The 15,460-nt window shown below is 66.4% G+C and carries 16 protein-coding genes; 4 read left to right on the forward strand and 12 right to left on the reverse strand.

Annotated features, from left to right (window positions below; all coding sequences use genetic code 11):
• Nucleotides 1-124 precede the first annotated feature (124 nt).
• The 3 genes from ACFWO8_RS19820 to ACFWO8_RS19830 form a co-directional block, all read right to left on the reverse strand.
• Complete coding sequence (locus ACFWO8_RS19820) at nt 125-502, reverse strand: hypothetical protein (RefSeq protein WP_378953027.1); 378 nt, start codon at nt 500-502, stop codon at nt 125-127.
• On the reverse strand, nt 499-801 hold the full coding sequence (locus tag ACFWO8_RS19825; protein WP_378953030.1) for a type II toxin-antitoxin system Phd/YefM family antitoxin: 303 nt from the start codon (nt 799-801) through the stop codon (nt 499-501). The genes ACFWO8_RS19820 and ACFWO8_RS19825 overlap by 4 nt, the downstream gene beginning before the upstream one ends.
• A 98-nt stretch (nt 802-899) precedes the next feature.
• Nucleotides 900-1,883 (reverse strand): diiron oxygenase, encoded by a 984-nt coding sequence (locus ACFWO8_RS19830; RefSeq protein WP_378953033.1) that lies wholly within the window; start codon nt 1,881-1,883, stop codon nt 900-902.
• A gap of 218 nt (nt 1,884-2,101) precedes the next feature.
• On the opposite strand from ACFWO8_RS19830, the gene ACFWO8_RS19835 reads away from it, so the two are divergent.
• Nucleotides 2,102-3,064, forward strand: coding sequence for a DUF5996 family protein (locus ACFWO8_RS19835; protein WP_378953036.1), 963 nt, complete (start codon nt 2,102-2,104; stop codon nt 3,062-3,064).
• Nucleotides 3,065-3,085: 21 nt separating this feature from the next.
• Here the strand turns inward: ACFWO8_RS19835 and ACFWO8_RS19840 are convergent, their stop codons facing one another.
• From ACFWO8_RS19840 to ACFWO8_RS19850, 3 genes are all read right to left on the reverse strand, one after another.
• Nucleotides 3,086-4,099: a TIGR03617 family F420-dependent LLM class oxidoreductase gene (locus ACFWO8_RS19840; protein ID WP_378953039.1), complete on the reverse strand. Its 1,014-nt coding sequence runs from the start codon at nt 4,097-4,099 to the stop codon at nt 3,086-3,088.
• A gap of 192 nt (nt 4,100-4,291) precedes the next feature.
• Complete coding sequence (locus ACFWO8_RS19845) at nt 4,292-5,506, reverse strand: acyl-CoA dehydrogenase family protein (RefSeq protein WP_378953042.1); 1,215 nt, start codon at nt 5,504-5,506, stop codon at nt 4,292-4,294.
• A gap of 31 nt (nt 5,507-5,537) precedes the next feature.
• Complete coding sequence (locus ACFWO8_RS19850; RefSeq protein ID WP_378953044.1) at nt 5,538-6,932, reverse strand: acyl-CoA dehydrogenase family protein; 1,395 nt, start codon at nt 6,930-6,932, stop codon at nt 5,538-5,540.
• 129 nt (nt 6,933-7,061) lie between these two features.
• On the opposite strand from ACFWO8_RS19850, the gene ACFWO8_RS19855 reads away from it, so the two are divergent.
• On the forward strand, nt 7,062-8,474 hold the full coding sequence (locus ACFWO8_RS19855; protein WP_378953046.1) for a glycosyltransferase family 39 protein: 1,413 nt from the start codon (nt 7,062-7,064) through the stop codon (nt 8,472-8,474).
• 169 nt (nt 8,475-8,643) lie between these two features.
• On the opposite strand, the gene ftsX is transcribed toward ACFWO8_RS19855, so the two are convergent.
• The 6 genes from ftsX to ACFWO8_RS19885 form a co-directional block, all read right to left on the reverse strand.
• Nucleotides 8,644-9,546 (reverse strand): permease-like cell division protein FtsX, encoded by a 903-nt coding sequence (ftsX, locus tag ACFWO8_RS19860; protein ID WP_378953048.1) that lies wholly within the window; start codon nt 9,544-9,546, stop codon nt 8,644-8,646.
• Nucleotides 9,546-10,235, reverse strand: coding sequence for a cell division ATP-binding protein FtsE (ftsE, locus tag ACFWO8_RS19865; RefSeq protein WP_378920855.1), 690 nt, complete (start codon nt 10,233-10,235; stop codon nt 9,546-9,548). Before ftsE ends, ftsX begins: the two co-directional genes overlap by 1 nt.
• Before the next feature lie 54 nt (nt 10,236-10,289).
• Entirely contained in the window at nt 10,290-10,445 is a 156-nt protein-coding gene (locus ACFWO8_RS19870; RefSeq protein WP_378953051.1) for a hypothetical protein, read from the reverse strand.
• Complete coding sequence (locus ACFWO8_RS19875; RefSeq protein ID WP_378953053.1) at nt 10,432-11,289, reverse strand: mechanosensitive ion channel family protein; 858 nt, start codon at nt 11,287-11,289, stop codon at nt 10,432-10,434. Before ACFWO8_RS19875 ends, ACFWO8_RS19870 begins: the two co-directional genes overlap by 14 nt.
• A gap of 128 nt (nt 11,290-11,417) precedes the next feature.
• A complete protein-coding gene (prfB, locus tag ACFWO8_RS19880) occupies nt 11,418-12,536 on the reverse strand; it encodes a peptide chain release factor 2 (protein WP_378953055.1) in 1,119 nt (372 codons plus the stop codon).
• Between the two features lie 86 nt (nt 12,537-12,622).
• Nucleotides 12,623-13,480, reverse strand: a complete 858-nt coding sequence (locus tag ACFWO8_RS19885; protein WP_378953057.1) for a helix-turn-helix transcriptional regulator — start codon at nt 13,478-13,480, stop codon at nt 12,623-12,625.
• 142 nt (nt 13,481-13,622) lie between these two features.
• On the opposite strand from ACFWO8_RS19885, the gene ACFWO8_RS19890 reads away from it, so the two are divergent.
• Both ACFWO8_RS19890 and hisN read left to right on the forward strand, forming a co-directional pair.
• A complete protein-coding gene (locus tag ACFWO8_RS19890; RefSeq protein ID WP_378953059.1) occupies nt 13,623-14,207 on the forward strand; it encodes an NADPH-dependent FMN reductase in 585 nt (194 codons plus the stop codon).
• Between the two features lie 377 nt (nt 14,208-14,584).
• Nucleotides 14,585-15,370: a histidinol-phosphatase gene (gene hisN, locus ACFWO8_RS19895; RefSeq protein WP_378953061.1), complete on the forward strand. Its 786-nt coding sequence runs from the start codon at nt 14,585-14,587 to the stop codon at nt 15,368-15,370.
• Nucleotides 15,371-15,460 lie beyond the last annotated feature (90 nt).

Consider the following 15,460-nt stretch of genomic DNA (forward strand, 5'->3'; position numbering starts at 1 on the left):
TAATTCGTCCGCTGTGTGTCGGTCGGGAGTGCTAGCTGCCGACCGCCTGTGCACCGTACCGACAGCAGGTGTGGGCTCGATCACTACCCCGGGGAAAGCCGAGTTCAGGACCTCGAGAGGTCGGCTATGGCATGTTCGCGATCTCTACTTTGTAGCCGCGATACAGCTCGGGTTTGGCGGTGAGGACCGGCATGTCCAGATTCTGCGCGGTGAACACCACGGGCGCGATCAGCGGCCAGTCGAGGTGGTCGTCGGCGATCGGCACCGTGGTGCCGATGCGGATGGCGGTGGGCGCGTCGAGTTCGGCCCAGCGCACGGCAACGCGATTGTCGAGTAGTCGCCCGAGTTCGTCGATGTTGTCGACAGCGCGCATCGCGGCCATCAGACTCACGGTGGGCACCACCAGGATTCGGCGCTGCTGGGTGAACTGGCGCATGATCACCTGCCCGAACAGCGGCGACAATGCCAGCGAGGTGAGCGCGGTGTGATCGGCGACGCTCACTGGCGACTGTCCAGCGCGCCCATCAGCTTGCTCAGTTTGGCTTCGGCCTCGGCGATGTCTTCCGCGCAATGCTGGGTGATCCTGGCGTCGAGCTTGCCCAGGATCTGCTCGCGCAGATCATCGTTGAAGTACGCGGGGGGCAACGCCCCGTGCCGCAACACCTCAGCAGGTACCACCGCGACCAATTCTTTCCCCTCCCGCGTCACGATCACCGGCCGTCCGCTCACGGACACCCCGTCGAAAACACTACCGAGCTGACCACGTAACTCGGTCAGCGGCACACTGTCGTAATCGGCCATAGTCAACTGTACATCGCTGTGTACAGTCCTGCTTCCGATGAGACAAGACGGCCCGCCGCAACGATTGGCCGGCGGGTCGTCGATGTTCAGCTGATCACTCAGGCGACTTTGCGGGCCGGTTCGCTGCGGTAGCGGGTGACCGGGCCGTCGATGCCGAGCAGGCGCCAGGTGCGCTTGGCGACCGGGTTCATCAGGCCGCTGTTGGTGGCGAGGGCGCGCACGTCACCGAAGATATTGCGCATCGTGATCTGCGATTCCTCGCTGCTCCAGTACGCGTCACGCATAACCTCCGCCGGAATGTCGAACTTCTCGACGAACTCCTTCGGCGGCGTCATGATCATGTCGAGCATCAATCGCATCGCGATCGGGAAAGCCACGGAGAGAACCGATTTCGCGATCGGGTTCATGCCGGGCACGTTCCGTCGCAGGTATTCGTGAGCGAAGGAGATGTGCCGGGCTTCCTCGGCCACGTGGATCTGCATGACCCGCTGCACCATCGGATGCAGGTCGACGCCGGCGCGCAGCAGCGACTTCTGCAGGTGGTCGATCGGCTCCTCGCCGCCGAGGATCATCGTGAAGAACAGCTCGGGAAAGTACTTCACCGCGGGCCAGATGGCCATCGTCAGTTTGCGATCGATGGTGCCCATGCCGACCACATCGCGATAGCCGATACGGTTGATCATCTCCTGGAACATCATCGTGTGGTTGCACTCTTCGGCAGCCTCGTGGGTGATGTAGCGGAATTCCGGGTCGCCGTTGGGGACCGACACCAGGTACTGCATCAGGCCACGGATCAGCAGCTGCTCGAAATCCAGCCCGACCTTGGCGATACCGGCCTGGCGCCACATGCCGATGGCGATCTGCTTCTCGATCGGCTGGGCTTTGTACCAGGGGTGACGGCCGAGCGGGTCCTCATCGGGCATGATCCAGCGCGGGTCGTCGCTGTGCACGGCGAATTCCGTTGAGTCCCAGTCGATGTCGACGTAGGGATCGAAGTGCCGGTTGACCGAACCTTCGGACAGGTTGCGCAGGATCTCGTGGTACTCGGGATCGGTGGCGGTGTTCTTGGTTGTCGACAGCATCGGTGGTGTCTCCTTTGGTGTGGCGCAGTCTCCACTTTATATGAGACTCGGAGTCCCACACAACCCCGCAAGGGTTGGATTCGCCCTTGCGATGCGATCTACCAGCGCCGACGTAGGATGAAACGTCGTAGGACACGCGGTTGACCGGTCAGCCAGCGCACCTGGCTGTGAACGGGCGGGACCCACATCGGTCGCGCACCGAGAGAGCGAGGAATCCGATGGCTCGTTCAACTCCTGCCAAGGCCGTCTGGCCGACCCTGCGCGTCGATTCCTGGTCCGATACCCGCGACACCCTGCACATGTGGTCGCAGATCATCGGCAAGCTGAAATTGGCGGGGACACCGTTGGTCAACCACTGGTGGAATGTCACGTTCGCGGTGAGCGCGCGCGGGCTGGCGACCGGTGCGATTCCCGTCGACGGCCGCCTGCTCGACATCGAATTCGACTTCGCCGACCACGAACTGGTCTTGCGCAGCAGCGACGGCCGCCACGCCGCGATCGCCCTGCGCCCGCGCACGGTCGCCGACTTCTACGCCGAGCTCGGCCACGTACTCGGTCGCCTCGACATCGTGGTCGATATCGAGGCCTCGCCGAACGAGGTCGATCCGGCCATCCCGTTCGCCGAGGACACCACCCACCACTCCTACAACGCGGACGCCGTCCACCTGTTCTGGCAACAGCTTGTCCAGATCGAGCGAGTCTTCCAGCTCTGGCGCGCCGGTTTCGCCGGGAAATCCAGTCCGGTGCAATTCTTCTGGGGTTCCTTCGACCTGGCGTGCACGCGCTTCTCCGGCCGTCGCGCGCCCCTGCACCCCGGCGGCGCCCCGAACTGCGCCGACTGGGTGATGGAAGAGGCCTACTCCCGCGAATGCGCCAGCGCCGGCTTCTGGCCCGGCGGTACCGAAGGCACGTTCTACGCCTATTCCTATCCCGCACCCGACGGCTACTCCGGCCGCCCCGCAGGCCCCGACGGCGCCCAGTGGGACACCACCCTCGGCGAATTCGTCCTCCCTTACGAATCAGTCCGAAATTCCCCCGACCCCGATGCCACCCTTCTGCACTTCCTGAACACCACCTACGCCTCCGCCGCCGAGCTGGCGCACTGGGATCGCCCCCTCCTCGAAGTCGACCCCCACCGCCTCAACCGTCAACTCCATGTCGACGATACGACCGCGCTCTGACACTCGACGGCTAGCGCGAAATCACAACTCCCGCAACAGTTCGATCAGCAGCGTGGGGTCCACTCGATAGGGCGTGTTGAAGCCGAGTCGCTCGACGATTCCGTCGTAGCGCTCGTGCAGTTGCTCCGCCGCGCGGGCGGGGTCGGTGGCCGTTATCGCGACGGCGTCGAGGAAATCGTCGTCGATGAGGTCGGCCATCCGATCCCATTCCCCGTTCTTGGACATACCTTTGAGCCGGGGTCCGAGTTCGGCTCGATCGTGCAGCTCGAGAATCGGCCAGTAGGCCGGTGTCGATCCATAGAACGCCAGCTGCTTGCGGATGGCCTGCCTGGCCGCGGCGAGTTCGCTGCCCGATCTGCCAGTCGCGATCATCGCCGAATGGTGGATCACGATGTCGCCTACGGGTTTCCGCGCGCGCACTGCACCCTGCGCCAGGGCGGGCAGGGTCACCTCGCGCAGAAATCTCGGCGTGCAGAACGGGTGCGACATGAATCCATCGGCGACTTCGCCTGCGACCGCGGTCATCGCCGGCCCCACGCCCGCGAGATAGATCGGCGGTGGGCCGAACCCGGCCACCTCGGCGGCGTCGGGTCGGAACAGCGGCGGCATCAGAGTGTGCTGATAGAACTCGCCCTGGTAGTCGAGCCGCCCGCCCTGCTCCCAGTTCGACCAGATAGCGCGCACCGCCAGCACCATGTCACGCATCCGGTCGGCCGGTCGGCTCCATGGCATCGAGTAGCGCCGGGTGATGTGCGCGCGGATCTGGCTACCGAGGCCGAGCACGAACCGACCGCCGGAGAAGGCCTGGAGATCCCAGGCGATGGTGGCGAGCAACAACGGATTCCGGGCGAACGCCACCGCGATCGAGGTACCCAGCTCGACCCGCTCGGTGTGCTCGGCGGCAAGCAACAACGGCAGGAACGGGTCGTGCGCCCCTTCGAACGTCCAGATGCCCGCGTACCCCGCGCTCTCGGCGGCCGCGGCATCCTTGCCCATCGTGGCGAGCCCACCGGTCAACGTCGTATCGATCTTCACAACGCACAAATCCCATCACCGTCGTCTGGCCGCTCGTCCAGCGGTGTTCGTGACAGCGCTGAACAATTCGGCCATCACCGTATCGCCGCGTGGACCCGATCCGGGCCGATCCGGCAAACGCCGATCTCCGCCGGAAACGACAAACCGGTGCGAGTCGGGATGACTCGCACCGGTTTGTCGTTGTCTACCGGGTCACTTCAGCTCGGAGCTGGTCTTTCCGAGCACGCGGCGAGCCACGATCAGCTGCTGGATCTGCTGGGTGCCTTCGAAGATATCCAGGATCTTCGAATCGCGGGCCCACTTTTCGAGCAGGGTGCGCTGGGAGTAGCCGATGGTGCCGGCGAGCTCCACTGCCTTGAGGGTGACGTCGGTGCCGGTGCGGCCTGCCTTGGCCTTGGCCATCGAGGCCTCGAGCGAGTTCGGCTTCTTGTTGTCGGCCATCCAGGCGGCACGCAGGGAGAGCAGGTAGGCCGATTCGTAGTCGGCTTCCATGCGCAGGAATTCAGCGGCCGCGGCGGACTGGTTCATCGCGGGGGTGTCGTAGGAGATCTCGATACCCGCCTCGGTGAGGATGGTGCGCAGTTCCTCGAGAGCGGCGCGGGTGACGCCGACCGCCATGGCCGCCACGAGGGGGCGGGTGTTGTCGAAGGTCTGCATGACCCCGGCAAAGCCCTTCTCCACGTTGACTTCCGGCGAGCCGAGGATGTTGTCGGCGGGGATCCGGCAGTCCTGCAGCAGCAGCACGGCGGTGTCGGAAGCCTTGATACCGAGCTTGTGCTCGAGCCGCGCCACCGACAGGCCCGGAGCGCCACGCGGGACGACGAAGGACTTGATCGCGGCACGACCGAGGCTCTTGTCCACCGAGGCCCACACCACGATGTGGGTGGCACGCTCACCGCAGGTGACGAAGATCTTCTCGCCGTTGAGCACCCACTCGTCGCCGTCGAGGGTGGCAGTGGTGGTCACGGCGGCGGAGTCGGAACCGAAGGACGGCTCGGTGATCGCCATCGCGGCCCATACCTTGCCGAAACGCGCCAGCTGCTCGTCGGTCGCGACGGCGGCGATCGCGGCGTTGCCCAGTCCCTGGTAGGGGATGGTGAGCATCAGGCCGACATCGCCCCACGAGGTCTCGAGGGAGTTGAGCAGCGCGGACATGTTGCCGCCGTTGGCATTGGCGGTCAGGTCCGAGGCGGCCTCGTCGTTACGGCCGCCCGCGGCGCCGCCGATCTTCTGGGTGCCGGAGTCGGCGAGCCCTTCGATCATGGCCGCCATCGTGTCGAGCTCGACCGGGTACTCGTGCTCGGCGAGGTCGTACTTGCGGGAAATGGGACGGAAGATCTGCGAGGCGACCTGGTGGGCCTGGTTGGCGCTCGCCTTCAGCTTCTTGGGGAGTTCGAGATTGATCATGAGGGGGCTCCTTCGAAGGTGAGAAACGGGCCTAGACCAGCACGATGCCTTCGGCGACACCGACGGAACGAAGGTCGCGGTACCACCGCTCGACCGGGTGTTCCTTGGTGAAGCCGTGACCGCCGAGCAGCTGCACGCCGTCCAGACCGATCTGCATGCCCTTGTCGGTGGCCAGCTTGCGCGCCAGCGCCGCCTCACGGGCGAACGACAGACCCTGTTCGGCGCGCGACGCGCCACGCAGGGTGACCAGGCGAAGGCCGTCGAGCTCGATCGCCATGTTGGCGACCATGAACGCCACCGCCTGACGGTGCGAAATCGGCTCGCCGAACGCTTCGCGCTCGTTCACGTAAGGAATCACGTAGTCGAGCACGGCCTGGCCGGTACCGATGGCCAGCGAGGCCCAGCCGAGCCGGGCCAGCTGCACCGCGTCGCCGTACTCGGCGGCACGGGTCTTGGCGTCGCTGTCGCCGAGGATGGCGTCGGCACCGACGGCCACGTTGTCCAGGATCAGTCGACCCAGGCCCGCAGCGCGCAGACCCATGCTCGGGTCGGCTTCCACGGACAGTCCGGCGCTGTCGGACTCGACGATGAACAGCGCGGGGCGCCCGTCGAGCTCGGCGGCCACGATGAACAGCTCGGCGTCGGCGGCGGCCGGGACCAGGCTCTTCACACCGGTGAGCTTGAAGCCGCTGGGGGAGCGAACGGCCTTGGTCTGCAACGCGAACGGGTCGAACAGGGCGCGCGGCTCGTTGATCACCACGGACGCCTGCGGGACGGCATCGCCGGTGAAGGCGGGCAGGTAGGTCTGCTGCTGGGCGTCGGTGCCCCACTGCGACAGGGCCACAGTGACACCGCTCGGCGCCAGAATCGGCAGCGCCAGGCCCATATCGCCGTGTGCGAGCGCCTCGGCCACCAGGGAGTTGGTGACAGCGCCGCGCTCGGAAGCCGCGCCTTCCAGCTCCTCGGGGACGTTGATCAGGGTGATGCCGAGTTCGGCGGCGCGCTCGAGCAGATCGCGCGGAGCCTTGGCAGCGTGGTCGGCGTCGTAGGCCGCGGGGCGCAGGATCTCGCCCGCGAAATCGCGCACGGTCTCGACGATCATCTGCTGCTCGTCGGACGGGGTGAGGTCGAAGTAGCCCTTGGTCTTGGACTCGTTGTCGACCAGTCGCTTGGGCTCACCGCCGCCTGCCACCTTGGCGAACGCCCGAGTGGCGGCACCCAGGGTGCGGAACCCGGTCTTGGTGCCCTCGTAGGTGACTCGCTCGATCGGCTTGCGCAGGTTGTACTTCTCCGCGAGCTCCGACCCGGTAATGGTCGTCAATGTGCGCATCGCGGCGCCCATCCAGTCCCGTTTGGGCTGGCTGAGGCCGACCGCGGACGTGTCGTTCGGACGTCGCTTCGTCGCGCTGTCTCGAGTGCTCATCATCACCTGATTTCCTCGGCTGTCGGGGTGCCTTCGACCCCACCATCTTACTCTTCGGTAAGTCTATCTTACTCCAGAGTAAGATGTGCGCTGACTCGTTGTGGGATAGCCGACGTCTGTCACGCTGGTCTGGTGCCCGTCATAGCGTCGGTTTTCGCGCTCGTTCTGCTGGCGACCTCGGGGCGTTATGGCTACCACCGCGACGAGCTGTACTTTCTGGCAGCTGGTCGGCGACTGGACTGGTCTTACCCCGATCAGCCGCCGTTGTCGCCGTTTCTGGCCAGATTCATGGCTGCGGTCGATCCCGATTCGTTATGTGTCATGAGATTGCCTGCGATCGCGGCGGCCACGTTCATCGTGGTGTGCGCGGGATTGATCGCGGGGGAGTTGGGCGGTGGACGTGGCGCGCGAGCGCTGGCCGCCGGTGCCGTCGCGAGTTCCGCGCTGGTCATGGGCGCGGGGCACCTGCTGGGGACGACGGTGTTCGATCTGGCGGCCTGGTCGCTGATCTGTCTACTGGTGTTGAAGCTCGGGCGGGATCCGCGATGGTGGTTGTTGATCGGGCTGGTCGTCGGGATCGGACTGCAGAACAAGGTGTTGCTGATCGTGCCGGTCGGCGTGCTGGCCGCGGCGCTGGCCCTGGCAGGTCAACGAAAGCTGTTCGCTACCAGGTACTTCGGGTTCGCTGTCGGGATGGCGCTGGTGTTGTGGCTGCCATATCTGTGGTGGCAGGCGGGCAACGGGTGGCCGCAGTGGGAGCTGAGCAGGGCGATCGCCGGTGGTTCGTCGGGGACCTCGGATTCGCCGATCATGTTCGTGCTCTTGCAGTTCGGGCTGTTCGGGCCCTTGCTGGTTCCGCTGTGGGGGTACGGGTTGTGGCGGTTGTGGAACACGCGATGGCGGGCGTTTCCGCTGACCTACGCGGTGCTGTTCGTGGTGTTTCTCGTGACCGGCGGAAAGGCGTACTACCTCGGCGGGATGTATCCGGTGCTGCTCGCCGCCGGTGCTGTCGGCCTGTGCCGGTGGCTGGCCGATGACCGAAAGCGATGGGCAGCAGTCACTTCGGTGATCGTGGTGAACGCGGTGATGTCGGCGCTGCTGTTGCTGCCGGTGCTGCCGATCGCGTGGTTGCGGGACTCGCCTGTCCTCGCTATCAACTACGACGCGGGCGAGACCATCGCCTGGCCCCGCTACGTCGAACAGATCGCGGCAGCGCGCCCACCCGGCGCCCCCATCCTCACCGCCAACTACGGCGAGGCGGGCGCGATCGAGCGCTACGGCCCCGAATACGCCCTGCCCACGCCATATTCCGGCCACAATGCCTACTGGTGGTGGGGACCTCCGCCGGACACCGCGACGGAGGTACTCACCGTCGGCATCGACCGCGAACGACTCACCGAGCTCTGCTCGATCGTGGAGCCCGCGGGCACCCTCGACAACGGCCTCGGCATCGACAACGACGAACAGGGCGAGCCGATGTTCGTCTGCCGCAACCCGATCCGGCCCTGGTCTCAGGTGTGGCCGCAGTTGCGCACGCTCGGGTGACCCGGCGCATTCGCGCATCCGCCGCCGCGGGGCTCGGCGCGAGTCTCGCCCAGGCCGGGGGAGCGCCCGTGACGGGCCCGAAGCCCGGTAGGGACGGCGATCGGCACGCTTGGTGTCCGTATCGGTGAGGCGCGGCGGTACCGATCGAGTCGGTCCGCCGCGCGCACCGCTATTCGCGCACGTAGTAGCGCAGGGTGAGGTAGGCGGTGACGGCGGCGAAGACGATGCCGACGGGGGCGATCGTCAGGGCCACCACCGCGATGTCGTCGCCGGTGATGCGCGGGAAGACATTGCTGTCGAACAGTGGGCCCAGCGCCCGGTCGATCACCAGGGGCCGGGCGATCACCAGTCCGAGGATCGCGAGTACCGAACCGACGAAGGCGGCCGCGACGGCTTCGAGCAGGAACGGTAGCTGGGTGTACCAGCGGGTCGCGCCGACCAGTCGCATGATGCCGACCTCCGTGCGCCGCGTGAACGCGGCGATCTGCACCATATTCAGCACCAGCAGCATCGCGGCCAGCGCCATCACCAGCGCCAAGCCGAATGCGGCATTGCGTAGCCCGTCGAACAGGCTGGTCAATCGGTCGACGAACTCCTTGTCATTGGCCACGATCCGCACACCTGGCCGGGTCGCGAAGCTGTCGTAGATGTGCTGATACTGATCGGCATCGGTCATCTTCACCCGCAACGAGGCAGGCAGCGGTGAGTCGGCGATGTACTGCACCATTTCCGGCTGGTCCGCGAACAGTTTCTTCGCCTCTTCCAGCGCGTCGGCGCGGTTGAGGAACTGCACGCTCTCCACGCCGGAGGTCTGCTTGAGGTCGGCGAGCAGTGACTTGCACGGGTCGGCGGCGCAGTCGGGATCGGTGTCGGAGACCGCGTCGTCGAGGTAGAAGCGCACCTCGAGGCGGCCGATGAAGAAGTTCTCGGTCTTGTCGGCCATCCGCACCGACAGCATGCCGCCGCCGAGCATCATCAGCGACACCGCCGTGGTCAGGATCATCGCGATGGTCATCGTGAGATTGCGGCGCAAGCCGTCGACGACCTCGGTGAACAGAAAACTCAGTCGCATTATCGACCCACCCCGTAGACGCCGGTCGCTTCGTCGCGCACGAGTCTGCCGTGGTCGAGTTCGACCACCCGCCTTCGCATGGCGTCGACGATGTGATTGTCGTGGGTGGCCATCAGCACGGTGGTTCCCACCCGATTGATCCGTTCCAGCAGGGCCATGATGTCGGCGCTGGTATCGGGGTCGAGGTTGCCGGTCGGCTCGTCGGCGAGCAGGACCAGCGGCCGGTTGACGAACGCGCGCGCGATCGCCACCCGCTGCTGCTCACCACCGGACAACTCCGAGGGCAACCGCTGCCCCTTACCGCCGAGCCCGACCATGTCGAGCACCTCGGGCACCGTCCGTTCGATGAACTGACGACGCTTGCCGATCACCTCCAGTGCGAACGCGACGTTCTGTTCCACGGTCTTCTGCTGCAACAGCCGGAAATCCTGGAACACGCAGCCGATCCGCTGCCGCAACTTGGGCACCTTGCGCCCCGGCAACTTGTCGACCCGGAAGTCGGCGACCCGGATCTCGCCCGATGTCGGCGCCTCTTCCTTGAGCAGCAGTCGCATGAAAGTCGACTTGCCCGAACCGGACGGGCCGATGATGAAGACGAACTCGCCTTTTTCCACATCGACGGAAACATTGTCCAGCGCCGGTCGCGTCGAGGTCGGGTACGACTTGCTCACGTTGCGCATGGTGATCACGGGGAGCCAGTGTAACCAGCGATGCGGGCGTCCCAGCCGGACGCGACGCGCCGATCAGCGCTCGGGGTCGGAATTCACCCAGGTCGGGACCGCATTGAGGAACGTCGTTGGACCGTCCGCCGCCTTATCGGTGGGTTTGACGAACACGTACACGACAAACGTCGACAGCCACGCCGCCATCAGGATCGCTGTGGACTTACGTGGTTTCACTGATTCCCTCCTTACGCAGGGCCGCGGCGACGCGTACGCGCAGTTCGCGGCCCACTTCGAATTGTTTGCCCGGCAATGTGCGGGCAACCATCCGGATGTTCATCACGTCGAGCGAGAGATCTTCGACACCCATCACCGACGGCTCGTCGAGGAGCAGTGGTTTGAGGCGACGATCCTGGTAGGCCTTCTGGCATACCTCGTGCAGGATCTCGTTGATCTTGGTGATGTCGGCCTGCGTGGACACGGGTACATCGATCGCGGCACGCGCCCAATCCTTGGACAGATTGGTGACTTTCACGATCTGCCCGTTGGGGACGATGATCACCTCGCCGTCGGAGTTACGCAGCGTGGTGATGCGCAGGGTCACGTCCTCGACCGTGCCCTCGGCCGGATCGGCGGAACCGATCACCGCGATCTCCACCACATCACCGAAGCCGTATTGGCGTTCGGTGATGATGAAGAACCCGGCCAGAATGTCCTGGACGATGCGCTGCGCGCCGAAACCGAGCGCGGCACCGAGCACCGCCGCGGGTGCGACCAGTCCGGTCACCGCGAAGCCGAGCCTGCGCAGCACCTCCATGCCGACCAGCACGTACACGATCGTCAGCACCACCCAGGTGACCACCTGGGCCAGCGCGTGACGGTGCTTGGCCGCTTCGGTGCGGACCAGGGCGTCGCTCGTCTGGAAACCCGAGTCGATCTTGGTGGTCACCCGGTCGCGCAGGAACGCGGCGAACCGGCCGAACAGCATCGCGCCGACGATCAGCAGAACGATTTCGAGCCCGCTGGAACGCAACCAGCTGGTGATCTCGGATCCGCTGTTGGCCGCGAGGACGTCGGTCATCGCGTCTCCTTCATGGACCTGTACAGGCACAGTTTCGGTTCGGTCGAACGCACACCAGAAAGGTTACAGGTCGGTCACGGCGTGCGGTCAAACGTGCTGAAGCACACGGTTTGTGAGCGAACAGCTGGCTACGCGTCGTCCTGATCGCGCATCCGCCAACGGATTCCGGATTCGATGAAGCCATCGATGTCACCGTCGAGCACCGCGGTCGGGTTGTTGACTTCGTGGTTGGTGCGCAGGTCCTTGACCATCTGGTACGGGTGCAGCACGTACGAGCGCATCTGGTTGCCCCAGGAGGCGCCCTCGTTGGTCTTGAGCGCGTCCATCTGGGCGCGCTCCTCCTGGCGCTTGCGCTCGAGCAGCTTGGCCTGCAGCACGCGCATGGCCGAGATCTTGTTCTGCAGCTGCGACTTCTCGTTCTGGCAGGTGACGACGATGCCGGTGGGGATGTGGGTCAGGCGCACCGCGGAGTCGGTGGTGTTGACCGACTGGCCGCCGGGGCCCGACGAGCGGTACACGTCGACCCGGATCTCACCCTCGGGGATCTCGATGTGGTCGGTGGTCTCCACCACGGGCAGGACCTCGACCTCGGCGAAGGAGGTCTGGCGGCGGCCCTGATTGTCGAACGGGCTGATCCGGACCAGGCGGTGCGTGCCCATCTCCACCGACAGCGTGCCGTAGGCGTAAGGCGCCTTCACCGCGAAGGTGGCGCTCTTGAGGCCCGCTTCTTCGGCGTAGGAGGTGTCGTAGACCTCGACGGGGAACTTGTGCCGCTCGGCCCAGCGGATGTACATGCGCATCAGCATCATGGCCCAGTCGGCGGCGTCGACGCCGCCTGCGCCGGAACGGATGTTGACCAGCGCGTCACGCTTGTCGTACTCGCCGGAGAGCAGGGTGCGCACCTCCATCGCCTCGATGTCCTCACGCAGGGTCGCGCGGTCGGCATCGGCGTCGGCGGTGGCTTCGGCGGCGGCCGCGTCCTCTTCGGCCTCGGCCAGTTCGTAGAGCACCGGCAGGTCCTCCAGCCGCTGGCGCAGATCTTCGACGCGGCGCAATTCGCTCTGCGCGTGCGAGAGCTCGCTGGTCACCTGCTGGGCGTGCTCCTGGTTGTTCCACAGCTCGGGATCGGCGGCCTGGTGCTCGAGCTCGTCGATGCGGCGGCGTAGCTCCTCGACATCGAGGACCGACTCGACCGTCTTGAGCGTGGTGTCGAGTTCGGCGAGGTCGGCGATAACGTCAGGATGCACGATGTCCTAGGTTACCGGTCCCCGCCGACACCGTGGTTATCGGGACAATCGGGCCGCGGGCCCCGTGGCGGCCGCCGCGATTTCGGTCAGCTCGCGATGGCGCGGAGGCCGCCGGGGCGGCGTCCGACCAGCTGGTCGAGGGCGCTCGCGCTGGTCTCGTCGGCGGGGAGCAGGACGTAGAGCGACTGGTCGTCGTCGATGGACAGATCCAGTGATTCGTAGGCCAGCCGCAGCGTGCCCGCCTCGGGGTGACTGAGGCGGTTGATCCCACCCGAGGGTGGCAGTCCGGGCAGGGTCGCGAGGCGATCGGTGAAGGCGCTACCCGCGGTGACGGTGAGTTCGTCGACCAGGGCGGCGACCATCGGGTCGGCGCGGTACGGGCCCTGTTTGAGCGAGGCGACCAGCTTGTCGGCGGCGGCGTCCCAGTCCGGGTACAGCTCGCGGGCACCGGGGTGGGTGAAGACGAATCGGGCGACGTTGGCGGGTTCGCCCTGCTCGAACAGGCCGCTGGGCGCCATCAGCTTCCGATAGCCCTCGGTGCAGGCCAGTATCTCGGTGAAGCGGTTGGTGATCGCGGCGGGCGCGGGTTCGAGCTGGGCGAGCACGGCCAGGATCGTGGGGCGCACCGTGCGGTTCGGGCCCTGCTCGGCGGCGCCGCAACTGAAGCCGGACGCTCCTTTGCTGAGTTGGTGCAGGTGGACGCGTTCGCGCGGGCTCAGCCGCAGCGTCTCGGCGAGCGCGGACAACACCTGGGCGGAGGGATGGCTGTCGCGACCCTGCTCGAGCCGGATCAGGTATTCGACACTGACATCCGCGAGCATCGCGACCTCCGCGCGACGCAGACCCGGCGTGCGCCTGCGTGGCCCGGCGGGCAGCCCGACCTCGGCGGGGGAGACAGACTCGCGGCGGGTCCGCAGGAACAGTCCGAGTTCGTTGTCGCTCACCTCATCGACGGTACCCAGCTCGGCGTGGCGGAGAGTGGCCGTGCCACTACCACTCTCAGCGTGGTCTCCCTGCGATGCTCACGGTCCGCGAGATTTGGTCGTGCCGGCTGATCGGGCCGGTTCCACGACAGAGGAGAACATCGTGTCCACAGTGAAGCTCGCGATCATCATCGGCAGTGTCCGCGACGGCAGGTTCGGCCCCGTGGTCGCGAACTGGTTCGCGCAGCAGGTCGACGACCGCTTCGAGGTCGACATCATCGACCTCGCCGAGGCCGATCTGCCTGCCGGGCTGCCCGCAGTGTCGCCCATGCTCGACCCCGACCCGGTGCGTCCGGTCGGCATGCGCGATCTCACCGCGCGACTCACCGCCGCCGACGCCTACGTGATCGTCACTCCCGACTACAACCGCAGCTACCCCGCCGCCCTCAAGTCCGCCATCGACTGGCACTTCACCCAGTGGGACGCCAAGGCCATCGGCTTCGTCGGCTACAGCGGCGCGTCCGGTGGGCTCCTGGCGATCGAGCACCTGCGCCAGATCTTCAACGAACTCAACGCCCACACCGTGCGCAACTACGTTTCGTTCCCGCGTTACTACCTGCTCTTCGACGAGAACGGACAGCTGCGCGACCCGCATGAGCCCGAAGAGGCCGCCATGGCGTTGCTCGACCAGTTGCATTGGTGGACAAGCGCTCTGGTCGCGGCGAAGTCGGCCCAGGTCGCAGCCTGACCCAACTACACCCCAAATCCGCCATGCCCGCACTCCCAACCACACCCACACCCCAAATCCGCCATGCCCACACTCCCAACCACACCCACACCCCAAATCCGCCATGACCGCACTCCCAACCCCCACCCGCGACCCCTGGGGAGCGGCGGCCACGAAGTGGCCGGTCCGCGGCCGGGTCGCCGATCAGGGCTCGAAAGCGCTACGCCGAAGGCGTTAGTCTCGAGCCCTGATCGGCGGCCCCTCAGGGCCGCGGACACGCGCGCGCCAGCGCGCCAACAAACACAGCTCGTACACCGTCCTGGGACCACCAAACCCCAGGGCACTTACGACAGCCCCGCGAACCCGACCGCACCGACCCCCCAAATACACTCCCCAACGTGGCTGCCTACTCCGCTGACCTGGACCTTGCCCTGCGACTGGCCGACGAGGCCGACGCCATCTCACAGGAGCGCTTCGGCGCCGTCGACCTCAAAGTCGATTCGAAACCGGACCTCACCCCGGTCTCGGATGCCGATCTCGCGGTGGAACAGATGATCCGCCGCGTGCTCGCCGAGGAGCGCCCCGGCGACGCCGTGCTGGGGGAGGAGTTCGGTGGTGACGCCGAGTTCACCGGCAGACAGTGGGTGGTCGACCCGATCGACGGCACCAAGAACTTCGTCCGCGGCGTGCCGGTATGGGCCAGCCTGATCTCCCTGCTGGAAGACGGTGTTCCGGTGGTCGGCGTGGTGAGCGCGCCCGCGCTGGGCAGGCGCTGGTGGGCCGCCGCCGGTTCGGGCGCGTGGGTGCAGGTCCACCCCGGGGCGCCCAAGCCGATCTCGGTGTCGGCGGTCGCCGACCTCGACGCCGCGAGCTTGGCCTTCTCCAGCCTGTCCGGCTGGCACGAACGCGGCCTGCGCGAGAAGTTCATCGACCTCACCGATGCGGTCTGGCGGGTCCGCGGTTACGGCGACTTCTTCAACTATTGCCTGGTCGCGGAGGGTGCGGTGGACATTGCCGCCGAGCCGGAGGTCTCGCTGTGGGACCTGGCCGCCCTCGACATCCTGGTCCGCGAGGCGGGCGGCGCGTTCACCTCCCTGGACGGACGCTCCGGCCCGCACTGCGGCGACGCCGTGGCTTCCAACGGCCTGCTCCAAGACGAGGTCCTGGCTTGTTTGCGCGGATAATTCGAGTTATCCACATGTGAGCAACTTCCGCATCCGCCGCCATCGGCTCCGGTCGACGGGCGGCGGGCCCCACGCTCGCTCGTAGGATGG

This window comes from Nocardia sp. NPDC058480, assembly GCF_042720495.1.
Classification (GTDB): Bacteria; Actinomycetota; Actinomycetes; order Mycobacteriales; family Mycobacteriaceae; genus Nocardia.